We start from the raw sequence: 23,744 nt of genomic DNA, 5'->3' as shown, positions 1-23,744 counted from the left end.
GGTCGCCGAGGCTCGTCGCAATTCACGTCACGCGAGGCTCAGGAGGAATTCCGCCCGCTCCTTGTCGATCACCTCGGTCCGGTTCAGCAGCCGGATCGGGAACGGCTTGTCGGGCTCCAGGGCGGCCCACCGATCCGCCAAGTGCTTCAGCCCGCTGGCCGTCACCAGCGCGACGTCCCAGTTCGTCCGGGCCTTGTACCGGTTCGCCAGGATCAGCGACTGCGGCGTGAACGCCGGCCCGATGACCAGGAACCCGAGCGCGTTCCGGCCCGCCTCGCGCTCCTTCCGCAGGTAGCCGTCGAACTGGGTGTCGAGGTGGTCCTGGAGGTTGACCACGACCTCGGCCGACTTGCAGTCCCACAGCAGGCTCTGGTCCGCCTCCAGGGCGAGCCGCCCGTCGGCGCGGTTGTCCCTGCGGCTCACGTCGCACGCGGCGCGCATCCGGGCCTCGAACAGGAACGCGGTCGCGTCCTCGAACAGGTACTGGATGTCGAGGTCCTTCGTGATCACCTTCTTGGCCCGGAGCTCGGCGTACGCCCGGGCCGCCAGGAGCTCGTAGTCCGCGTACCACCCCTCCCGCACGTCCTTGGTCGCCCGCTCCTCGAACGTCAGGTCGTCGTAGAACTCGATCAGCCGCCGCACGAGGTCCGCCTTGGCCCCCGCGGACTTGAGCCCGAACGAGCCGCACATCGCCGACAACTTGTCCCGGTCGAGGGCGCCCAGGACGTCGGCCGGCGTGACCTCACTGGCGACGACCCGCTCGATCAGCTCGGCCTTGTTCCCGGCCCGGTCGAGCCCCCGGGCGACGAGCGCGGCGCGGAGGTCGGTGAGGAGGATCCCGTCGTGCGACAGGACCCGGCGGAAGTTCACCCGCTGAAGTTCCTGCCCCGCGTGGTCGCGGCGCACCGTCTCGGCCACCTCGGCCGGGATCACGTCGACGTTCTGGTTGTTCTCGTCCCGGTACTGCCACAGCACGCCCTGGCGCTGGAGCTCCTTGCGGGCGTCGTTCACCTCGTCGGGCGTGTGGAGCGCGCACCCCTCCTTCGGGAACCGCTTCAGCAGCCCGCTGATGAGCCAGTGCTCCTCGCGGGAGATGCTCAGGTGCGTCCGGAGGACGGCGAGCAGCCGGGCCTCGTCCGGGGAGATCATCCCGTCGTTGCTCCACGCGGCCTCGAGGACGATCCGGTACGTGTCGAAGTGGTGCCACCGGTCCGGGTCCGACTTGCGGAGGTCGGTGAGGTCGAGGGACTTGGACCGCTCGACGATCCCGGCCTCGAACTCGATGACCTTCTCGTCGAGCCGCTTCTCGGGCAGTGCGTACACCTCCTCCTGGAGGAGGACGTCGAGGATCATCGCCTTCAGTTGGCTGCGGTTGAAGTCGGCGTCGGGCGTGGTGAGCGCGGCGAGGACGCGGCCCCGCTCCGCGATCTTGGCGGCGTCGTCCCTCAGGATGCGGGTCAGGTCGTCGTCCTCGAGCCCGCGGACGGAGGGCAGGTAGCTCGTCACGACGCGGAGCTTGACCATCTTGAGCATCAGCGGGGCGATGTCCTCGATCCGCTTGCACAGCGCCCGGCGCCCCCGCAGGCGGAACTCGGGCGAGTCGAGTTTGGGCTGCCGGCGGCGGCGGCGGGTCCGGGGCGCCTTGGCCCCGACGGCCCCTGGCACGTCACCGGGGGGCAGGCCGACGTCGCCGACCTCTTCCCACTCCCCCTCGTCCTGGTCATCGGGCTCGGACTGGTCGGTACCCTCGTAAAGGGCAATGCCGCCGACCGGCTCACTGGGTGCGTGACCGCTGGCGGCCGCTGGGCTCTGGGGCTCGGGGGCGCTTTCCGTGTCGGCGGTGGGCGCGGGGGACTGGGTGGTGACGCACGGGTTGGGGAGGGTCATGACGTCCTCGGTGGGCATACCGATTGGCGCTCGAAGCGGGTTGGTGACCCACCAGGTTACCATCACGGTCTCCCGCGTGTCCAATCCCAAGTTCTTTACCTTTGAACCGCGTGAGTGCGTCCCGCCCCCCCCTGCCCCGCGGTGTGCAACGGGCGCGGGATGATTTCCGCGTCGCCCCCCATGATTGGCACGGGACCGTGCTGCGCGGGAGCGTGAGGCCCGGGCTCGCGGTTGCCTGTCCAGGCAAACTGGCATGGTAGCCTGCCGCGATAACAGCGCAGTGATTGCCGCCGTGCCTACCCCGCGGGACTCCGTCCCAGCCGCGGGTTCGCAACCAGGTGATGGAATGAATTTAATCGAAATGCGTTCACCATCCATGTAAGCGGGTATAAACCTTGGGCGCGTGGAAAGCGCTGCACGCAACCGAGGACACCGTGGCTCTCTTCCGGCCCTTACCTGAACTCCCGAGGTAGCACTCATGAGCGACGTCGAAGCGCAACTAAACATCGCGATCGCAGACGTCCAGAAGGCAATAGACGGTCTCCCCCATAACGGCGTCCTGGAGCTGAATAATGACGCGATGTTCGCCGTCACCTTCCCCATTCAGCGGGCGGCACTGAGGCTCAGCCACACCTCCGACATCGTTACCGCCCGGTGGCTGGCAGCAGCCGAACGCGCGGCGTACGGCATCGCCCCCGCTGATCGCCTTTGGGGTGCACCCCTGCCGACTCCACGTTGACCGCTCCGCTGCCCCGGATCCTGCTGGCAACACGATTCACACTCGCAAGGAGCCCCCGTGGCGAACCCGCTGGTCCAAGAGTGCAAGTGGCCCGGCGTGGTCGCCGTGGCCTCGCTGACGTACTGCTGCGGGCACGGCATCAGCCCGGCCCGCGCGATCCTGACCACCTACCCCCAGACCGCCCCCATCGGGAGCACCGGCGACCTCGTCATCGGCGACGGGGTCAACCGGGTCACGCTCCGGGACTGCCGGGTGAGCCGGCTCACCGGCGAGGGCGGGCCGTCGGGCCAGACGTGGACCCTGGAGATCGAGGACCGCCGCTGGCGGTGGCCCGGCCTCGGCAAGATCAGCGGCAGCTACAACCAACTCGACAACCGGGGCAAGCTGGTCCCGTGGACCATCCGCAGCCCGATGGAACTGGCCAAGCTGTGCCTCGACGCGATGGGCGAGACCGGGTGGGAGGTGGTCCTCCCGGACGGCCTGCCCCGGGCGGCCGGGGCCGACACCGACAAGTTCCTGAAGCTCGGCGAGAACTTCGCGCAGAGCACGACCAACCCGCCGACCAGTTGGGACCACACGCCCCCGGCCGAGGCGCTGGCCCGGCTCGCCGACCAGTACGGGTGCCGGGTCGTGTACCAGCCGAACAAGGACCGCGTCCTGGTCACCCCGACGGGCCGGGGCGAGCCGCTCCCGTTCGGCCCGTGCGAGTCGCTCACCGCGGGGGTGGACTCGCCCCGTGTCCCCGTGTCGATCGGCGTGGCCGGCGCGCCGGTCCGCATCCAGACGCGGTTCCTCCTCGAAGCGGTCGGCGAGGAGTGGGACGGGAGCTACCGGCCGATCGACGACCTGAGCTACGCGCCGCGGGTGCCGGGCCAGCCCCAGGTGTCGACGGTCACGTTCACCGGGACCACGAACCCTTCGGTCCTCGGGGTGGACATCAACCCCGCCCCCGCCTCCCTCATCGGGACCACGCTCTCGTTCGCCGCGAACACCGCGACCCACGGAAGCGTCGCCGGGAAGTTGGCCGCCCTGGCGGCCCAGATCAACACGAGCCCGGACCTCGTGAAGGTGCTAACGGCCGCGGCGTCGCCGACGGTGCTGACGCTGACCGCGACCGAGGGCGGGCTCCTGTTCGCGGTCCGGGCCGTCGCGCAGGGCATCACGGCCCCGGCCAAGTTCGAGGCCGCGCTGGTGCAGCCGGCCGGACCGGCGAACGGGCGGTCGTGGCGGTACTGCCCGCCCCCGTCGTTCCCGAGCGTGCGGGCTTCTGACAACGGTCGGTTGAGCTACAGCCAGGCTCAAGACTTGGCCCGCCGGTCCGTATTCCGGTGCTATCGCGTCCTGATGATCGACCCGTTCGGCGGCACGGTGCCGTACCAACTGCCGTGGTACAAGGGCAAGGTCCTCCGCCGCCAGCAGATCCACCTGGAGCAGACGAAGGTCGAGCAGGTCGTGCCCGCGCCGCGCATCCCCGGCGCGGCGAACAAGAACAACCCGGCGAACTTCAACCTCCCGCTGCCCGGCCTGATCGGGGGCGTGCTGCCGGAGTTCTACAACGGGTACTCGCGGGACCAGGCGGCGGCCGTGACCGGGAGCGTGTTCAAGCACCTCGGCGGCCAGGTGATGTGGAACGTGAACGGCGAGTGGAACACGGCGCAGGGGGACCGGGTGTTCGCCGGGTTCACGATCGACCCGATGGAGCAGATCGTGGTCTTCAGCGACTACGTGTACACGCTGGCGGACGGCATGGGCTGTCTCCCAGCGGCCCTGACCCTGGAGACCGCGGTCACCGTGTCCGACGCCGACACGGGGGAACTGGTGCGGTGGGAGGCCGTGCGGCAGTTGGGCGGACCGGCCCCGCCCGAGTGGCAGCACCACGACGACCTGCGGGTGGGCGTCGTCGGCCAGTACACGGACGACCCGGACCCCAGGGGCCACCTGCGGAACGCGCTGACGGGGTGGGAGTACGCGTCCGGCGACGAGGACGACGCCACGGGCCGCGCGAAGTACTACCTGGACGGGATGCAGGCCCGGTACCAGATGCCCGAGAGCGACGGCCGGCAGTACATCGGCATCAAGCCGATCGACCCGGACGGGCTGGTCCACCAGGTCGAGTGGTCGATCGGCGGGAGCGGGCCGGTGACCCGGGCCAGCGCGAACAGCGAGATCAACATCGCGGTGCCGTCGTACTGGACCCGCCGCCGCGCCGAGAACCTGCCCCCGAACGCCGCCGCGGCCATCGCCAACCAGTTGGAGCGGGCGCGGGCCGCCATCCCGGACTTCAAGCCGCCGGCACCACAGCCCGGCGCGGTGCGGGCGGCGACCGCAGGCGTTCCCCCAGGATGAATTACTTCTTCTCGGCGTCCTTCTTCTTCAGGGCGTCGAGGAGAGGCTGGGTCGCCGCCTTGACGAGCTTGTCCTGTTCCGCTTTCGGGATCGAGGTGCTTGTCATCCGGTCCCGGGCATCTTCAACCGCGGCGTCGAACACCTTGTCCGCGGTCGCCCGCTTCGCAGCGTCGTCGCTCGCGAGGAGTGCGTGCTTCTTCGAAAGCCCCTCCCGCACGACCGCTGAGTAAAACACGCGCTGCCAAGCAATGAACCTGGGATCGTTGGCAGGGAGTCTCCCGAGAGCCCCACGCGGGTAGTCGTTGTAGATGTACCGCCAGGTCTTCGCGGCCTCGTCGTACTTGCCCTCAGCGAACGCCTTGGTGGCGTCCTGGTCGAGGGCCTTGTAATCCTTCGTCTTGTCTTGTCCGCCCGCGCCACCACAAGCCACCATCGCCACGCCCAGTAGTACCGCGCGCATGACGCGCTCCCTGCGGGCGGGTGTGTGGGGCGGCCTGGCCCGCGAGGCTGCCCCTGGGTAATTCGTGTGGGGCAGTTTAACCTTTCGCCCGGCGGCCCGCCAGCAACTCTCCGTGTCGGGCAGGACGGACGACATCTGCCCAAAACGGGCTAGAGCACCGGGGCGGCCGGGGGCCACTCGTCGCACGTCGGCAGCGACGCCGGTTGACGAGCCGCTCGGTTTCGTGGGCAGCCGCCTCGGGCGGCTCCCGCAGCGCCGACGACACGTCGCAGTCGACCCGCGGGTTGCCGGTGCTGACCGCCCCCCACGTCGCGCACGGGACCGGGGCCGGGTGGAAGAACGGCATGAAGTCGTTGGTGGCATCGGTCCCCACCTCCCGGCCGTGCAAGACGTCGAACCGACCGTCGCGCACGGCCCGCGCCGCCTCGGCCACCCGGGTCGGGACGGTGCGGCCGTCAGCTGCCGGCGGCGCTCGTCGACCCATCGGTTCAGGGGCGGCGCCGGGCGAGCAGTTGGCGCAGCCGCTGGGCCTCGGCGTGGTCCGGCTGTCGTGCGAGGACGCCGTCCACGGCCCGTTCCGCGGCGGCCCAGTCCCGGCCCTCGCGGATCAGAACTTGGGCGAGCACGAGGCGGGGGTGGAGCGCGTCGGGGTGGCGCGACAGGTACTTCCGCAGGACGTCCTTGGCCCGGCGGTGCTCCCCGCGGCCGGCCAAGCCACGGGCACGCAGGACGGCGGCCTCGGGGCCGCTCGGCGCCGCCCGGTCGATCGCCGCCGCCGCCTCGGCGACCTCGGCCCACCGCCCCTCGGCCGCGTACAGCTCGCCCAGCGACAGCCACGCTGGCAGGAAGCCCGGGCACTCCCGGAGGACGGCCCGCCAGAGTTCCTCTTGCTCGCGGGGGCGGCCCGGCCCGCACGCGGCCGCCAGCGCGTGGCGGGCCTTGTACCCGCACAGATCAGTGTCGTGGCACGCCCCGGACAACTCGGTCCCGCCGCCCAGGACGGCCCGGAACTGGGCCTCGGCCCCGGCCGCGTCGCCCGCCCCGAGGCGGAACTCCCCGTCGAGGAACGTCAGCTCGGCGTCCCGGGGGTACCGCCGGAGCCCGCACTCGCACCACTCCCGCGCGGCGCCCGGCCGCCCCGCCGCCAGGGCCGCCCCCGCGAGCAGGGCGTACACCCGCGGGCCGACTGCGCCGGGGAGCGCGGGTTGGGCGTGCGCCCGCTCCAGGCAGGCGACCGCGTCCGCGGCCCGCCCCAGCTCCAGGTAGCTGGCCCCGAGGTAGTACAGCAGGAACCCGTCGTCCGGGGAGTCCGCCCGGTCCAGCTCCAGGAGCCGCAGGTTGCGGACGAGCTTCCGGTGCCGCTCGGCCGCGTCCGTGTACCCGAGGTGCCGGATGGCCACCCCGGCCTCCCGGACCCGCCCGCCGGCCCGCTCGATCGCCGGCCGGATCTGCTCGTGGACGCGGTACTCCCAGCGGACCCCGGGGGCGTTCCGGAACAGCCGCACCTCCCGCCCCTCGACCTCCCGGCCGCCCAGGTCGTGGCGGACGCGGAACTCGTACCCGGCCGCGTCCCCGCCCAGGCCGCCGAGGAGCCGGGCGAGCGCGTCCCGCTCGCCCGCGTCGACCCGCTCGTCGGCGTCGAGCCGGAACACCCATTCCCTCGTCGCGTGCCGGACGGCCTCGTTCCGGGCGGCCGCGAAGCTGTCGCACCACGGGAAGTGGACCACCCGGGCCCCGAGCCCCTGCGCGACGTCGGGCGTGCCGTCGGTGGAGCCGGTGTCCACGACGACGACCTCGTCGAACACCCCGGCCAGCGCCCGCAGCGCGCCGAGGTTCGACGCCTCGTCGCGGACCACCATCGTCAGGGACACGCCCGGCCGCGTCATCGTCGCCCTCCCGGTCCCGGCGGCGTGGTCACCGGGGGGCGGTCCGGGCCGCGCCCCCCGACCCGCCGGGGACCACCTGAGCGTCAGGATAAGGCCCGCGAAGTCGCGTGAAAACCCACCGCATTCCGGACGAGCGCCGTGCGTGTGGTGAGGTGTCACACATCTCGTGCGTGCCAACGGGCCTCCCGCCGTCCGGTTTTGCTGCGAAACCCGGCGCGGCGGTGGCATACGGCGCCCGCGCCGGCCTTGCCCCAACCCGTGCCGTCGCCTGTCAATCGGTGGATCCGGTCGGGAAGAATTTTTGACTCACGGTCATCTTCCCTTCGCTGAAAATCACGTGTCACCGGCCTCCGGGCCGCTCGCCCACAGAATGACAGTCGCGAATTTTCACTTGACAATACCGCCGCCTTTGGAAGAATCCACCCCTGCCCCGCCCAGGCGAAACTGGACTCTCCCACCTCAACGGGCAGCACCGTGCGTGATCCCCTCTCCCGCCTGGCGCGGACCGCTCGGTCCGCGAAGGACCTCCTCCTCGCCGCGTTCCCCCGGGGCCGCTTCCCCGGGTCCGCGGCCCGGCCCGCGGGGACGCGGCTCGCGCTGACGGAGCTGGAGGAGCGGGCGCTCCTGAGCTTCCAGATCAACATCTTTACGCGGGGGCTTCAGGAGGGCCCCGCGACCAGTACCGCGTACATGTGCATCTACCTCTCGGGCACCGCGCCGACCGACGGGCGGACGATCACGTTCGACTACCAGGCCGTGGACGGGTCGGCCCGAACCGGGGCCGACTTCACCGCCGCCGGGGGCACGGTCACCCTCAACCCCGGCAACGGCTACTTCCAGTTCGTCCCCGCGGCCGCCACGGCCGTCAACGACTCCGCCCCCGAGCCGACCGAGACGTTCGGGATCCGCATCTCGAACGTGACCAACCTCGGGCCGGACGGCGCCCTGGTGTACACCTTCAACGCCTCGACGCTGTACCCCGTCGCCGACGTCATCCCCAACACCATTACCGACGACGACGCCGGCCTGTTCACCAAGATCGCGTTCCTGCTGACTTCGCCGCCGCCGTGCCCAACCCAGGACCTCGTCGCCGACGCCACGGTCAAGCCCCCGCCCCCGTCCGGATCGGGCGGGAGCCCGGTGCGGTACGCCGACGGGGTCGTGACGGTCGCGGCCGACGACCTGAGCGGCGGCCTCGGGGTCCCGTGGGGCGTGCAGCGGACGTGGACCAACGCGCCCGGGGCCGCCGCCCGGCCCGACGCGGGCAACGGCTGGATCCTGTCCCAGAACCCGTTCCTCGTTCAGGCCGCCGCGGGGTACGACGACACGATCGTCGAGGTCTCCAACGGGACCACGGCCCGGTTCTTCGACACGGTCAGCGGGGGGTACGTCGCCCGCCGGGCCGACGCCACCGCCCTGGCCCACGACACGGTCAACCACGTGTTCGTGCTGACCGACGGGACCGGGGCGCGGGTCACGTTCTACGACTTCTCCGCCACCCACGCGGCCGGGAAGCGGGGCCGGTTCGCCGGGTACGAGGACGCGGCCGGTAACGTAGTGACCGTGGTCTCGTCCGACGCGGACGGGCGGGCGACCGAGATCCAGAAGACGGTCCCGAGTGGGGCCACGACCGAGACCGAGTCGTACCTGTACGCCTACTCGGGCTCGGGCGGCACGGCCGGGCAACTGGCGTCGGTCACGCAGCGCCGGCGGGTCGGGGCCGGGGCGTGGGCGACTGTCCGGTCGGTCGAGTACACCTACTACGGGTCGGGCGACGCGAACGGCAACCCGGGCGACCTGAAGACGGCCGTGGTCAAGGACCCGGCCGGGAGCGTGCTGAACACCGACTACTACCGGTACTACAAGACGACGGGCTCGGGGGGGTACGCCGGCGCGCTCAAGTACATCGTCTCCGGGCCGGGGTACGACCTCGCGGCCGCGACCCTGGGTTCGGCGACCGGGGCGACCGACGTCCAACTCGCCCCGTACGCGGCGAACTACTTCGAGTACGACGGGACCGGGCGGGTCACCAAGGAGGTGGCCGGGGGGCTCGGGTGCCCGGTGTGCACCGCGGGCCAGGGCGAACTCACGTACGCGTACACGACCAACGCGACCGGCGGGAGCATGAACGGGTGGGCCACCCGGACCGTGGAGACGCTCCCCGATGGTACCGTCAACACGGTGTTCACCAACGCGTTCGGGCTCGTCATATTGAAGGCGGTCCAGCCCGCCGGGGCCCCGGCCCCGTGGATCGACTACTACCGGTACGACGACGCCGGCCGGGTGGTCCTGCACGCCGCCCCGTCCGCGGTCACCGGGTACACCACGGCGTACGACGACCTGGTCCACTACGTCGCCGACAACGCCCAGTACCTCAGCGACTCCGCCGGGCTGGTGACCGCGTACACCTACGGCTCGACCACGACCGCTCTGGCGGGCGCCCCGGGCGACGTCGCCGGCTACCTCAAACAGGCGGACCTCCGGCAGGGGGAGACCGGGACCGCGGTGCCCCAGGGGGCGTGGGCCTACTACCTCCGGGCCGCGGCCTCGGGCATCTACTTCCACCTCGCCACCGACACCTTGTACCGGAACGAAAACGGGACCGGGGGGCAGACGACTAGCTACGCGTACACGTTCGTCACGGGCACGAACGAGGTCGTTTCCGTCACCACCACCCTGCCGACCGTCACTACGGCCCAGAACGGCTCGAACAGCGTCAGCACCGTGACGTCGGTGTTCGACGACCACGGGCGACCGGTCTGGATGAAGGACGCAAGCGGGTTCATCACCTACGTTCAGTACGACCCGGCGACCGGCGCAGTGGTGAAGACGATAACCGACGCGGACACAGCCCAGACCGGGACGTTCGCGAACCTACCCAGCGGATGGGCCACGCCGTCGGGGGGCGGGCTGCACCTGACAACGGCCTACGAGGTAGACGCTCAAGGTCGGGTGACAAAAGCGACGACGCCCGAGGGTCGGGTCAACTACACGGTGTACAACGACGCGGCCCACGAGGTCCGGTCCTATCAGGGATGGAACAGCGGCACCAACACGCCCACCGGGCCGACCGTGGTGACCCGCGAGGACCGGGCCCGCGGGTACACCGAGACCCTGACCACGACCGCGGCCCCGGCCGTCTCGGGCGGCCGGCCCACGGGGGCCGAGTCGGTCGGGCAGGTGCAGTCGCTGTCTCGGTCGTACGTGAACGCGTTCGGCCAGGTGGTGTCCGCGGACGCCTACTTCGACCTCGGCGGGGTGACCTACTCGACCGCGGCGAACCTCGGCACCGAAGGGGTGAACTACTACCGGATCCGGTACGGCTACGACCACTATGGCCGAAAAAACAAGGTCACGAGCCCCGAGGGGACGATCACCCGCACGGAGTACGACGGGCTCGGCCGACGGGTGAGCGACTGGGTGGGTACGGACGACACCCCGACCACCGGGTTCTGGTCGCCCACCAACCTGGCCGGCACGAACACGGTGAAGGTGGCCGCGTACGAGTACGACGGGGGCGGGGTCGGGATCAGCAACCTCACCAAGGTGACCGAGGTCCCCGGGGGCGGGGCCGCGAACCGGGTGACGCAGACGTGGTACGACTGGCGGGGCCGGGCGGTGGCGGTCAAGGCCGGAGTCGAGACCACCGAGGGCACGGCGGCCAACCGCCCTTTGGTGTACAGCGACTACGACAACCTGAACCAGGTCACCAAGGTCCGCCAGTACGATGCGGACGGGGTCACCCCAACCGTGACCAGCGGCGTGCCGCAGCCGCTCAGCTCGGGCCTGCTGCGGGCGCAGTCGACGACGAGCTACGACGAGTTGGGCCGGGTCTACCGGTGCGACACGTTCTCGGTCAACCCGACCACCGGGGCGGTGTCGACCAACTCGCTCCACTCCGACGTGTGGTACGACGGCCGCGGGTACGCCATCAAGACCGCGGCGCCCAACGGGCTGGTCCAGAAGGCGGTGATCGACGGGGCCGGGCGGGTGACGACGTCGTACGCGACCGACGGCGGCGGGGATGCGGGGTACGCCGACGCCGACGACGTGACCGGCGACACGGTCGTGACGCAGTCCGAGGCCGCGTACGACAAGGACGGGCTGACACTGACCTCGACGGTCCGGGAGCGGTTCCACAACGCCAGCGGGACTGGGGCGCTGGGTTCGCCGTCGGGCGGGGTCGGGGCGCGGGTGAGCTCCGCCGGGTACTACTACGACAACGCCGGGCGGCTCACCGCGGCGGTGGACGTGGGCACCAACGGCGGCACCGCGTGGACCCGGCCGGGCACGGTCCCGACCCGCAGCGCGACGGCCCTGGTGGCGAGCTACGGGTACGCGGCCGACGCGGTCCAGACGGTGAAGTTGACCGGCGCGCCCACGGGCGGGACGTTCACCCTGTCGTTCGGCGGGCAGACGACGGCGGCGATCGCCTACAACGCTTCGGCGGCGACGGTGCAGACCGCGCTCCAGGCGCTGACGAGCGTGGGGGCCGGGAACGCGGTGGTGACGGCGGCACCGGGCGGCGGGTGGCAGGTGCGGTTCGCCGGCACGCTCGCCGGGAAGTGGCAGGCGAAGCTCACCGCCAGCGGGGCCGGGCTGACCGGCGGCTCCTCGCCGGCGGTGGCGGTGGCGACGCTCTCGGCCGGCGGGGACGCGGGCGGGCCGTTCGAGGCAACCGACCCCAAGGGCATCGTGGGCCGCACGTACGCGGACGCGCTGGGCCGGGCGACGCAGACGGTCGAGGCGTTCACCAACGGCGCGATTACCGACACGTCGAACAAGACGGTGGGGTACGCCTACAACTCGGTGGGCATGACCAGCCTGACCGTGGCGCTGACCGGGGGCGGGGTGCAGACCACGCAGTGGGTGTACGGGGTCACCCAGGGCGGCGGGAACAGCGTCGACTCCAACGACGTGGTGTCGGCGACCCGGCACCCGGACGCGACGACCGGGGCGGCGAGCGCGACCCAGCAGGAGACGGTGACGGTCAACGCCCTGGGCCAGACGCGGACCGCGGCCGACCGCAACGGGAGCGTCCACACCCTCACCTACGACGTGCTCGGGCGGGTGGTGAGCGACGCGGTGACCACGCTAGGGGCGGGCGTCGACGGGGCGGTGCGGCGGGTCGAGACCGCGTACGACGGCCAGGGCAACGCGGTCAAGGTGACGAGCTACAACGCCGCGAGCGCCGGGAGTGTGGTGAACGAGGTGCTCCGGGACTACAACGGCCTGGGGCAGCTCATCACCGAGTGGCAGTCGCACAGCGGGGCGGTTGTCACCTCGACGACGCCCAAGGTGCAGTACGCGTACAACTTCAACGCGAGCGGGACGGCGAACCAGTCGCGGCAGACGACGCTCACGTACCCGTCCGGGTACGCGGTCACGTCCAACTACTCGTCGGGCCTGAACAACTCCATCAGCCGCCTGTCGTCGCTATCCGACTCGACCGGGACGCTGGAGAGCTACGACTTCCTGGGGCTGGGCACGGTGGTGCGGCGGGCGCACCTGCTGCCCGGGGTGGACCTCACGTACGTCAAGCAGGGGGCCGAGCCCAATGGCGACGCCGGGGACCAGTACACGGGCCTGGACCGGTTCGGGCGGGTGGTGGACCAGCGGTGGCTCAAGACCAGCACCGGCGCGGCGGTGGACCGGTTCCAGTACGGGTACGACGAGAACTCCAACCGCACGTTCCGCGACAACCTGACCAACCTGGCGTCGGGCGAGCTGTACGGGTACGACACGCTGAACCAACTGGCGTCGTTCCAGCGGGGCACCCTCAACGGGACCAAGACCGGACTGACCGGGGCCGCGGCCCGCAGCCAGAGTTGGGACTACGACGCAACGGGGAACTGGGACTCGGTGACCACCAACGGCGCAACCCAGGCCCGGACCGCGAACAAGCAGAACGAGGTGACGAGCATCGGCGGGGCGACCGCGCCGACGTACGACGCCAGCGGGAACATGACGGGCGACGAGACCGGGCGGCAGTTCGTGTACGACGCGTGGAACCGGCTGGTGGCGGTGAAGAATTCGGGCGGGACAACCCTGGAGACGTTCGGGTACGATGGGCTGAGCCGGCGGGTGACGCGGACGGCGGGCGGCACGACGACGGACCTGTACTACTCGGCCGACTGGCAGGTGCTGGAGGAGAAGGTCGGGGCGAACACCGCGGCCCGGTACGTGTGGTCCCCGGTGTACGTGGACGCGCTGGTCCTGCGGGACCGGGACACCGATGCGAACGGCACCCTGGACGAGCGGCTGTGGGTCGCCCAGGACGCCAACTGGAACGTGACCGCCCTGATCGACGGCACCGGCACCGTGGTCGAGCGGTACGCCTACGACCCGTTCGGCGTCCAGACCGTGTACGACGCGAGCTACGCCGTGCGGGGCGCAGGAAGCAGTTACGCTTGGGCGTACGGGTTCCAGGGATTCCGGTACGACGCCACCAGCAGACTCAACGAGTCGCGGTTCCGGTGGTACAGCCCCACCCTGGGCCGGTGGGTCAGCCTCGATCCGATCCGGTTCGCGGCAGGTGACGTGAACCTTTACGTTTTCGTTGGGAACGGGCCGATTTCGGGCCTGGATCCGAGCGGGTTGCAGGCGGCTCCCGTGCGACCGGCACTGGCGCGGCCGGCTCCGACGCTACAGATCTACCGCCCCCCGATCGACCCCAACAGACCGGGCACTCAGCCAGGTGGTGGCCCAGCGCCATCGGCGTCGGTTCTTCCACCCGCGTACGCTTACAAGCCTTACGAATTAAATTCCATGAGCCTGTATGAACGGAACCGCCTGTTTAATCCAGTAGTGGATGGCTACGGCAATCGCGCCTTGGAGCCGTATCCTATGGCTGCACCTCTTCTGGCGTCTCCCCCCCTACCGGGATACTCTTCGCCATCACGAGGATCAATCATTTGTGGAGTGAAGAGCCCGTCCACGCCCCCAAGTGCGAATCCGTCGCCAACTCCTGATCCTGCGCCACAGAATGTGGACAAGTCCAACCATTGCTGTCTTCTATCAACATTAACTAGCGCACAGAGCCCCATCGTCCCCAGAGGCTGGAAGCAATGCATTTACAAGTGCGCCGGAGTTGGCCAAGTTATTGTATCGGGGCACGTCATCCCTGAGGATTGGCCCTGCGCCGGCTCCGACCCAAAAACTGGGAATGTACCATATTTATGGAATTTTCCGGGAGTAATGCCTGACGGTTGGAAGTTCCTCGATCCAATTCCGGACCGCAGACTTCTGCCGAAAGATCCCCCACCGGGCTGGGGCGCGGCACCAAAATGCTGACAATGTGGAAGGATTCTCGCGTGCGGTTCAGGAATGGTACATCAAACGCTGTCTCTGTGCTGCCCACAAGTGATCGACGCAACACATGATCTCGAGCGTGTCCTATGACAAATTTAGATTGGCGACAAGAGTACCAGAGTGGCCGGTACCGTCAGGCCGCAGCAATAATAGAGCAATTGGGCGATTTTGATAATCTCGATAGCTTGGTTGCACTGGGTTGCTTATATCTATATGGCATGCACCTATTTGATACCGAAGCCGAATATATGGAATTTACGAGCACCGCTTCCGGCGCAGAGCAATCCGCGGTATGGAAAGCACAAGAGAGCTCCCGCCTCCGGGGCGAGACTCTTCTAGCGCGTGCCGCCGAGTTAGGCAGCAAGGCGGCCGCTCAGAATCTAGCCAATTATCATCTAATTAATGGTTCAAATCTCCCCGAGGAGGATCGTAGATTGAAAGCCGACTATTACTTCAAGCTCGGCGAATCGCTTGGAGAGCCATAAGATTGAGTGCAAGCGCCGAACACCAATCGACACGAGTCGAGGTTAGGAGCGATCACGGGTTGGCTCTCGTCTTCGGCCGTTGCGGCACCTGCGCGTCGCACGCTCCGCAGATATTTTTGTCCTGGCCGCCCCGCTCCCCGCCATCATATGGTCTGGTCCTGCCGGGGAAAATCCAGCGGCTTCAAGTTGGGCGTAGGCGAGATGTGGGACGCATGGAGCCCTGTTGAGATGGAGGTGGCCACCTCCATCTCAACAGGGCTCCATGCGTCCCAACCCCAAGTCCTTCCGGCCCACCCCGGCCCACGCCACCCGGCACCTCCGGCCGGATGTGGGCTGCCCGCATCGCGATCGACTACCACGTATAGACCGGATTAAGCAAACATCCCTTGAGGCTTAACCGTTAGATGGCACGGGGCTACTCACACGCCATTCAGCTTGGGTTGGCTCCTGGGAAATCGCCAACCTCCCAGTTAAAGCAATCGCTGGAGGCCCGCGTTTCAACCCCGCCACCTTAACGCCACCTTACACGGCGGCCGTCGGTGGACACCTGTGGAAAGTAGATACCGGTTCTCCTACGTTCGTAGGATGCCGCGGGCGGTAGTGGACGCCAGTAGACTCAGAAAATCGCTTTCGTAAAGCGGGGGTCGTGAGTTCAAATCTCACAGGCGGCTCTCCCCTTGATCGCTCCCGATCGTCCTCAGAAGCTCCCAAGTCTTGAGATTCCAAGGCGTTCGGACGAGTGGCCCCGCCGCTCTCCGACGCCTCGTTATCTTCACGAATCCTCAACCGTCCTCGCCCTGTAGGGGCCGCGAACCTCGGAGTCGTCGGTCCCGGACTGGCCGAGGGTGGCCCCGTTCCGGGCATCGCTGGGGACGGGAGCGACGCGGGGAGCGCGACAGGCCGGTTCGTTCTCTGAGTATCGGCCGAGCTTCCCGCCCCCAGCCCCATCCCGTGGTCGCCCATGACCTACGCCGATTTGCGGTCCCACCTGGATCGACTCGAGGACGTTCGCAACGAGGTCATCGACCAGGGCGACGTCCCGTCCCCGGAACTCGAGGACCGGCTGCGGAGCGCGCGGGCGTTGGTCGCCGCGGTGAAGCGGCGGCAGCAACAACGTGCCCACGCCCGAACGGAGTCGAGTCCGGGCGGCAGCCCGCTCGAGATCGAATTGCAGGTCCGGGCGTAGGCGGCGGGCCGGTGTTCTTCAGCACACCCGCCGGGCTCGCGTCGCTCCCCTCGCAGGCCCCTCAACAGCACACCACGCAGTCGGCTGAGCCGACCGGCACCCCGTTCCGGGGTTCGCTCTTCGATCGAGCGGGTAACGTGACGCGGGGCCGGGGTCTGGCCCCCGGCCCCGCGCCCGTGTTTCGGACTCCTGCCGCTGTTACTTCTTGCGGACGAGGCTCATCTTCCCGCAGTGGTCATCGGACGGCTTGCCGCCGACCCACGCCTCGCCGGCGATCTCGATGTGGTCGGCGTCGATGACGGTGACCGTGGCCCCGTGCATGTGGGCGTCCTTGGCCGGGTCCAGGTTCGTGCCCCCGGCGAACACCCACCGGATCTGGTTCGCGGGGGCCTTCGGGTCGGCCTTCATCCGGGGTTGGTTCCCCAGCACGCAGTAGTGGGTCATCACCAGCTCGCCCTTGTCGAGGTGGTACACCGAGACCATCTCCTGCGGTTGCCCGGGGAACAGCGTCTCGTGGACCGCGGACCCGCCCGCGGTGACCCGCACGACCGACACGATTTTGTCGGTCGGCTTCCCGTCCTTGTCGGCCTCCACCCAGGTGCCGGCGAACCCCTTGAGCCGCTCCAGGCCGGGGTGCGCGGGGGCCGCCTTGGCGGGCGGGTCCTCCCCGCGGCCGGTGGCGGTCAGGGCGATCAGAACCAGGCCGGCTGTGAGCATCCGTCGCATCGTATCAACCTCCCAGAAACAGGGCGAACGAAGCACCGACCCCGCGGCGCGGGGGGGTGTACCAGTCGTCGGGCCGCAGCGGGCGGCCCGTCGTGTGCAAGTTGGTCGAACGGGCGGGGCCGGGATCGACACCGGGTCACGCCGCGGGTTGAGAATTCCGCAGGCCCGACAGGTCGACGAGGGCGCGGACCTCGACCGAGCCCCGCGCCGCCCCGGGGTGCTCGGCGGCGATCGCGAGGGCGGCGGCCCGCGACTCGGCGCGGACCACGTAGAACCCGCCGAGCACCTCGTGCGTCTCGGCGAACGGGCCGTCGGTGACGTGCCGGACCCCGTTCCGGACCCGGACGCAGGTGGCCGTGGCCGCGGGGTGCAGCGGGGACGCCAACGCGTAGCGACCGTCGGCGCTCAGCCGGTGGCACAGGCCGACCGCCGCAGACAGGGCGTCCCGGCGCGCCGCGTCGCCGGCCCGCTCCCACGCGCCCTCGTCGTCGTAGCACAGCAGCATGTACGGGGTGCCGCCGGCCCCCGGTGCGGCGAACGGGGCGATGCGCTCGGGCGGCAGCCCGTCGACGCAGAGCACCGGGCGGATCTCGGCGGCCCCCTTCGCGACCGGCGGGAGCCGGGCCGCGACCGCGATGGCCTCGTCGAGGTCCGCGAGGTCCAGCAGGAAGTACCCGCCGAGTTGCTCGATCGTCTCGGCGAACGGCCCGTCGGTGACGAGCGGCCGGCCGTCCCGGACCCGCACGGTGGCGGCGGTGGCGACCGGGTGCAGCGGGGCGGTCGCAACGAGCTTCCCCTGGGCGGCGAGGTCGTCGCACACGGCCAACGACTCCAGCACGCACTCCCGCCGCTCCGCGTCGGTCCAATTGCTCTCGGCCCCGTACATGAGGAACAGGTAGCGCATCGTCCCCTCCCGTGTTCGTCCGGCCCGTGATTCACCCAGTGGTCGAACGGTGCGGCCGCGGATCGACACGCCGCCCGCTTATTTTTCTGCGCACCGCGGCGCGCCCGTCACTGTGTGGACATGGTTCGCCCCGCGCGGGCCGCCACGGAGGGCGGCCCCTACAAACCAAAGGCAAATCTCTGGTAGGGGCCGCCCTCCGTGGCGGCCCGCCGGCCACTTCCTGCGTGTCCCAAGAATTTCAAGAGCGGCCGCGGCCGTCACAACTGTTCCAGGCGCTTCCGCAGGAACCGGCGCTCCGGCTCCTGGCGGGCCAGCTCCAGGGCGCGCGTGTACGCGGCCCGTGCGTCGCCGGTCCGCCCCAGGCGGCGGAGCAGGTCGGCGCGGGCGGCGTGGGCCAGGTGGTACCCGGCGAGGTCGCCGCGGCCGAGGATCTGGTCGACCAGGGCGAGCCCGGCCGCGGGGCCGTCGCGCATCGCCACCGCGACCGCCCGGTTCAGCTCGACCACCGGGGTCGGGTTCGCCGCGAGGAGGGCGTCGTAGAGGGCGGCGATCCGCACCCAGTCGGTCGCCGCGGGGGTCGCCGCCCCGGCGTGGACCGCGGCGATCGCGGCCTGGAGCGCGTAGAATCCGGCCCGGCCCCCGGTCAGCGCCCGCTCCGCCAGCGCCTGGCCCTCGGCGATCAGGCCGCGGTCCCACGCCCCCCGGTCCTGGTCCTCGAGCAGGACGATGTCGCCGCCCGGGGTCGCGCGGGTGCGGCGGCGGGACTCGTGGAGGAGCATCAGGGCGAGCAGGCCGACCGCCTCCGGGTCGGGCAGGAGGTCCGCCACGAGCCGGCCCAGCCGGATGGCCTCGGCCGACAGGTCGGCCCGGGTCAGGGCGGGACCGGCGGTGGCCGAGTACCCCTCGTTGAACACCAGGTACACGACGGCGAGGACCGACCCGAGTCGCTCCGGCAGGTCGTCCCCGTCCGGGACGGCGACCGGGATGCCGGCGTCGCGGACCTTGGCCTTGCCCCGCACGATCCGCTGGGCCATCGCCGCGGGCGCGACGAGAAACGCGGCGGCGATCTCGTCGGTGGTGAGCCCGCACACCTCGCGCAGCGTGAGCGGTACCTGCACGGCGCGGTCCAGGGCCGGGTGGCAGCACGCGAACACGAGGGCGAGCCGGTCGTCCTCGACGGGGCGGGCGTCCCGCGTCGCGTTGGCCCCGGCGACGGCGGCGATGCGGTCGGCCACCTCCGGCCGGACCGCCGCGAGGTGGGCGCGGCGGCGGATCGCGTCGATCGCCTTGAACCGCCCGGTCGACACGAGCCACGCGCGGGGGTTGTCGGGGACCCCGTCGGCGGGCCACCGCTCGACCGCGGCGGCGAACGCGTCGTGGGCGGCCTCCTCGGCGAGGTCGAAGTCCCGGAGCAACCGGACGAGGGTGGCGAACACCCGGCGGTACTCGGCCCGGTAGGTGGCGTCGATCAGTGCGGGCACGTCGGTCGGGTCCGTCACGGCCGGGTCGCCTCGGTACAAGTGCCCCGCGGCCCGAAAGCGGCGCCGGGGCGGTGGGTGGCGGGGAGAGGGTACCGACCACCGCGGCGGGGCCGGAAGGTCAGTTGTTGCGGGAGCAGTTCGGGTCTCTTCATCTCGTCGCCTCCTCGGTCGTGCTGCTTCCTCGTCGCCGCCATCCCGCGGGGGCGGTCGCTTCCTGTGCGGCTGGGCGTCTTCGGTGTTGTCGAGGTCAAGTGGCTTCTCATCCCGGGGTGTTTCACCGGCGGGCCTACGCCTCGCCGCTCGCTAAGATGAGTCGAGTGTCCAATTTCGCGACTCGCGGGCAATCCCCTGATATCTCCCCATTCCGAACGTGGAGTTCCCGTGAATCCGATCGTGTCGCGACGGCAAGTTCTTCGAGCCGGCTCGGCGGTACTGGCGCTGCCGTGGCTCGAATCGCTGGCACGTGGGCAGGACAAGGCGGCTCCGAAGCGGATCATCACCGTCTGCACCAGCTTCGGCCTGTACGGGCCGGCGTTCTTCCCCGCCGCGGCCGGCAAGGACTACGAGGCCAGCGAGTACCTCAAGGTGCTCGGCGACCTCCGCGAGCAGTTCACCGTCTTCTCGGGCATCTCGCACCCCGACATCGGCGGCGACCACGCCTCGGAGGCGTGCTTCCTCACGAGCGCCAAGCACCCGACGCGGCCGGGGTTCCGCAACACCGTGTCGCTCGACGTGGTCGCGGCCCAGCACGTCGCCGGCGCGACGCGGTTCCCGCTCATGACCCTCGGCACCCTGGACGGCAGCCCGCTGTCGTACACGCCGACCGGGGCGGGCGTCCCCGCCCTCACGCTGCCGTCGCAGATCTACGCCCGCATGTTCCTGGCCGGGAACAAGGGCGACGTGGAGCAGGAACTCGCCCGGCTGCGGCGCGGCCAGAGCGTGCTCGACCGCATGAAGGGGCGGCTCGGCGAGTTGAACAAGTCGGTGAGCCAGATCGACCGCCAGCAGATCGCCGACTACACCGAGGCGGTGCGCGACCTGGAGAAGCAACTCGTCGCCGAGGAGGCGTGGGTCAACCGGCCCAAGCCCAAGGTGAGCGAGCCGGCCCCGACCGAGGGCTTCCCGAGCCCGTTCTCGGACCGCAGCGACAGCATCGGCCGGGCGAAGGTGCTGTTCCAGCTCGCCAGGCTCGCGGTGCAGACCGACTCGACCCGCGTCGTGACCATCTTCATCCGGGGCTCGGACGACAAGCCGCCGATCCCCGGCATCAGCGAGGGGCACCACGGCCTCTCGCACCACGGCCGCAACCCCGCCAAGATCGAGCAACTGAAGGTCATCGAGAAGGCGAAGGTGGCGGCGTTCCGCGACCTGCTCGTGTCGCTGCGGGACGCCAAGGAGGGCGGCGGCAGCCTGCTCGACTCGACGCAGGTGCTCATCGGCAGCAACCTCGGCGACGCGAGCGGCCACGGCACCACGAACCTGCCGATCCTCCTCGCCGGCGGCGGGTACAAGCACGGCCGCCACATCGCCGGCGACGTGAAGAACAACACGCCGCTGGCGAAGCTGTACGTCAGCATGCTCCAGAAGTTCGGGGTGGCGACCGACAAGTTCGGCTCCGGCACCGGGACCATCGCGGACCTGGGCTGAGCGCCCGGCTCATGAAGACGAAGCGACGGCACGCGGACGACGCGGATCGAAGACGGGATGAAGAGGATCAGGCAAGGCCGATTTCAAAGAACGAATTTCGTCTGATCGGTTTTCGATCCTGCCTTTCATCCGCGTCGTCCGCGTGCCATCGCTTCGCTTCTCGTTGAACTCCGGTCGCGTACGCTGCCGGCTCGCCAGGTTACGAGTTCCTTCCATCCAACGAGCCGGACATGCGATACGCTCTCGCCCTGATGACGGTGCTGGCGGTTCACGCGGCGGCGCGGGCCGACGACGCGGCCGCCGCGTTCCAGAAGCGGGTCGTGCCGGTGCTGCAAGCGCACTGCACGGACTGCCACGGCGGGGACAAGCCGAAGGCCAAGCTCGACCTCGCCGGGCCGCGAACGCTCGACCAACTCCGCTCGCAGAGCCACCAGTGGTTCTCCGTGCTCGAACGGGTCGAGGCGGGCACGATGCCGCCGAAGGGCTCGGACCCGCTCACGCCCGCCGAGAAGCAGGCCCTCGCTGCGTGGGTCCGCGGCGAGTTCTCAACCCTGCTGATCGAACAGCAGCGTCTGGAGGGCCGGAGCAAGTTCCGCCGCCTGTCCCGCACCGAGTACGCGAACACCGTGCAGGACGTCTTCGGCGTCCGCCCGCCGGTGGTGCGGCTGATGCCGTCCGACGGCCGCGTCGACGGCTACGACAAGGTCGCCGCCGCGCTGCCGTTCTCGACCGCCTCGACGGAAGCGTCCCTGAAGGTCGCCGACGACATGGTGGCGCGGATGTTCGAGCTGCCCGAGAAGAGGGCGAGCTACCGGCTGTGGGCGCGGCCGAGCGAGCAGTCCAAGGGCCACCTGCTGGAGCTGCCGGACGGGTCGCACGTGTCGTTCAACACCGACACCACGTCGGGGCCGCTGGCGCGGGGCGACGGCCCCGACGGCAAGAAGGCGAACGGGTTCCCCGGCGTGCAGAAGCCCGGGATGCACCGCCTGCAGGTCTCGGCCTACGGGTACCAGACCGACAAGCCGCTGCCGGTCGGGATCTACGCCGGCCACGTCTGGGCGTACCCGCAGATCCTCGACCTGGTGAAGATCATCGAGATCCCGCCCGGCAAGCCCGCGGTCGTGGAGGTGGACGTCTACCTGCGCACGGGCCGCGACAGCGACGGCCCCAGCGGCGACGGCATCCGCCTCATCCCGCTCGGGCTCGGCGTGCCGGTGCCGAAGAACACCCAGGCGTCGGTGCTGGGCAAGGGGCCGGGCATGGCGCTCCAGTGGGTCGACGTCGAGGAACTCGACGAGACGCTGCCGGGCCAGCGGCTGTTCACCGCGGACATGACCCCGGCCGTCCGCACGGCCTTCGCCAAGAACGCGACGCTGAAGACCGCCATGGTTCCCCGCGACGAACTCCAGGCCGTCGCCGAGAAGAGCTTCGCGCGAATCGGCGCGCGGCTGTTCCGCCGCGACCTGACCGACGCCGAACTCTCGGGCAGCGTGAAGAGCTACTTGAAGGCGGTGGACGCCGGGAGCCCGTTGCGGGCCGCGTTCGTCAGCGAGGTGACCGCGATGATGACCGCCCCCGACTTCCTCTGCGTCGTCGAGCGGCCGGGCAAGCTGACCGACTTCGCCCTCGCCTCGCGGCTGTCGTACTTCCTGTGGAACTCGGCCCCCGACGACGACCTCCTCGACGCGGCCCGCAAGGGCACGCTGACCGACCCCGCGGCGCTGCGGGCGCAGACCGAGCGGATGCTGAAGGACCCGAGGGCCGAGCGGTTCGTGAAGGACTTCCTCGACCAGTGGCTCGGCCTGTGGGGCATCGACAACACCACGCCCGACCGGGACCTGTACCCCGAGTACGACGACCTGCTGAAGTTCTCCAGCGTGATGGAGACGCAGGCCACGTTCCGCCACATGCTCGACAAGAACCTGAGCGTCCGCGACTTCGTGGCCCCGCAGTGGGCGATGGTCAACGGGCGGCTGGCGAAGCACTACGGCATCCCCGGCGTGGAGGGCTTCGCCGTCCGCGAGGTGCGCCTGCCGGCCGAGTCGCCGTTCGGCGGCATTTGGACCCACGCTTCCACGATGAAGGTGACGGCCAACGGCACGCTCACCTCGCCGGTGAAGCGCGGCGTGTGGGTCGCGGAGCGGCTGCTCGGCACGCCGATCCCGCCGCCGCCGGCGAACATCGACCCGGTCGATCCCGACACCCGCGGGGCCAAGACGCTGCGCGAGCAACTCGCGCTCCACAGCGGCAAGGGGTCGTGCGCGGCGTGCCACGCGAAGTTCGACCCCTACGGCTTCGCGCTGGAGAGCTTCGACGTGATGGGCAACTTCCGGACGGCCTACCGCACCGCCGGGACCCCGACCGCCAAGGGCCAGGCGAAGTGGAAGGACGGGCTGCCCGTGGACGCCACCGGCGTGACCCCGGACGGCAGGGCGTTCGCTGGGGTGAAGCAGTTGCGAGAGGTGCTGGCCAGGGAGCCCGCCCAGCTCGCCCGCGGCGTGACGCGGCACCTGCTCACCTACGCCACCGGCCAGCCCGCGACGCCGCTCGACCAGCCCGCGATCGAGGCGATCGTGAAGGGGGCCGCCGGGGAGGACTACGGCCTCCGCGCCCTCGTTCACGGCGTGGTGCAGAGCGAGACGTTCCGATCGAAGTGACCCGCCGGCGGAGCGCGGGCCGGGCGAGT

Annotated in this window: 13 protein-coding genes and 1 tRNA gene; 8 read left to right on the top strand and 6 right to left on the bottom strand. The window is 70.2% G+C overall.

The window, feature by feature from the left end; translation table 11 throughout:
• Positions 1 to 27: 27 nt before the first annotated feature.
• Positions 28 to 1,887, bottom strand: coding sequence for an SAP domain-containing protein (locus tag ACTIGN_RS10060; RefSeq protein ID WP_439623372.1), 1,860 nt, complete (start codon positions 1,885 to 1,887; stop codon positions 28 to 30).
• A 478-nt stretch (positions 1,888 to 2,365) separates the two neighbouring features.
• Between ACTIGN_RS10060 and ACTIGN_RS10055 the strand changes: the two genes are divergently transcribed.
• Together ACTIGN_RS10055 and ACTIGN_RS10050 are read left to right on the top strand one after the other, a co-directional pair.
• A complete protein-coding gene (locus tag ACTIGN_RS10055) occupies positions 2,366 to 2,626 on the top strand; it encodes a hypothetical protein (RefSeq protein ID WP_439623370.1) in 261 nt (86 codons plus the stop codon).
• Positions 2,627 to 2,683: 57 nt separating this feature from the next.
• Positions 2,684 to 4,972: a hypothetical protein gene (locus ACTIGN_RS10050; protein WP_439623368.1), complete on the top strand. Its 2,289-nt coding sequence runs from the start codon at positions 2,684 to 2,686 to the stop codon at positions 4,970 to 4,972.
• A 1-nt stretch (position 4,973) separates the two neighbouring features.
• Here the strand turns inward: ACTIGN_RS10050 and ACTIGN_RS10045 are convergent, their stop codons facing one another.
• Positions 4,974 to 5,432, bottom strand: coding sequence for a hypothetical protein (locus ACTIGN_RS10045; RefSeq protein WP_439623366.1), 459 nt, complete (start codon positions 5,430 to 5,432; stop codon positions 4,974 to 4,976).
• Positions 5,433 to 5,920: 488 nt separating this feature from the next.
• On the bottom strand, positions 5,921 to 7,318 hold the full coding sequence (locus ACTIGN_RS10040; RefSeq protein WP_439623364.1) for a tetratricopeptide repeat-containing glycosyltransferase family 2 protein: 1,398 nt from the start codon (positions 7,316 to 7,318) through the stop codon (positions 5,921 to 5,923).
• A 474-nt stretch (positions 7,319 to 7,792) separates the two neighbouring features.
• Here ACTIGN_RS10040 and ACTIGN_RS10035 point away from each other — a divergent pair, with 474 nt between their 5' ends.
• The 4 genes from ACTIGN_RS10035 (at position 7,793) to ACTIGN_RS10020 (ending at position 16,300) form a co-directional block, all read left to right on the top strand.
• Positions 7,793 to 14,611, top strand: a complete 6,819-nt coding sequence (locus ACTIGN_RS10035; protein ID WP_439623362.1) for an RHS repeat-associated core domain-containing protein — start codon at positions 7,793 to 7,795, stop codon at positions 14,609 to 14,611.
• A 104-nt stretch (positions 14,612 to 14,715) separates the two neighbouring features.
• On the top strand, positions 14,716 to 15,114 hold the full coding sequence (locus ACTIGN_RS10030; RefSeq protein WP_439623360.1) for a hypothetical protein: 399 nt from the start codon (positions 14,716 to 14,718) through the stop codon (positions 15,112 to 15,114).
• Positions 15,115 to 15,720: 606 nt separating this feature from the next.
• Positions 15,721 to 15,785 (top strand) — tRNA-Leu (locus tag ACTIGN_RS10025).
• A gap of 290 nt (positions 15,786 to 16,075) precedes the next feature.
• Positions 16,076 to 16,300, top strand: a complete 225-nt coding sequence (locus ACTIGN_RS10020) for a hypothetical protein (protein ID WP_439623358.1) — start codon at positions 16,076 to 16,078, stop codon at positions 16,298 to 16,300.
• 198 nt (positions 16,301 to 16,498) lie between these two features.
• On the opposite strand, the gene ACTIGN_RS10015 is transcribed toward ACTIGN_RS10020, so the two are convergent.
• The 3 genes from ACTIGN_RS10015 to ACTIGN_RS10005 form a co-directional block, all read right to left on the bottom strand.
• A complete protein-coding gene (locus ACTIGN_RS10015) occupies positions 16,499 to 17,026 on the bottom strand; it encodes a hypothetical protein (RefSeq protein WP_439623356.1) in 528 nt (175 codons plus the stop codon).
• 136 nt (positions 17,027 to 17,162) lie between these two features.
• Entirely contained in the window at positions 17,163 to 17,930 is a 768-nt protein-coding gene (locus tag ACTIGN_RS10010; RefSeq protein ID WP_439623354.1) for a YciI family protein, read from the bottom strand.
• Positions 17,931 to 18,187: 257 nt separating this feature from the next.
• On the bottom strand, positions 18,188 to 19,429 hold the full coding sequence (locus ACTIGN_RS10005) for an RNA polymerase sigma factor (protein WP_439623352.1): 1,242 nt from the start codon (positions 19,427 to 19,429) through the stop codon (positions 18,188 to 18,190).
• Positions 19,430 to 19,792: 363 nt separating this feature from the next.
• Between ACTIGN_RS10005 and ACTIGN_RS10000 the strand changes: the two genes are divergently transcribed.
• Together ACTIGN_RS10000 and ACTIGN_RS09995 are read left to right on the top strand one after the other, a co-directional pair.
• Positions 19,793 to 21,058: a DUF1552 domain-containing protein gene (locus ACTIGN_RS10000; RefSeq protein WP_439623350.1), complete on the top strand. Its 1,266-nt coding sequence runs from the start codon at positions 19,793 to 19,795 to the stop codon at positions 21,056 to 21,058.
• A 230-nt stretch (positions 21,059 to 21,288) separates the two neighbouring features.
• Positions 21,289 to 23,715 (top strand): DUF1592 domain-containing protein, encoded by a 2,427-nt coding sequence (locus ACTIGN_RS09995; protein ID WP_439623348.1) that lies wholly within the window; start codon positions 21,289 to 21,291, stop codon positions 23,713 to 23,715.
• Positions 23,716 to 23,744 lie beyond the last annotated feature (29 nt).

This window comes from Gemmata sp., from assembly GCF_051859125.1.
In the GTDB taxonomy this organism is placed as follows: domain Bacteria; phylum Planctomycetota; class Planctomycetia; order Gemmatales; family Gemmataceae; genus Gemmata.
Note: the sequence above shows the minus strand (reverse complement) of the source record. Positions and strands in the feature narration are given on the sequence as shown.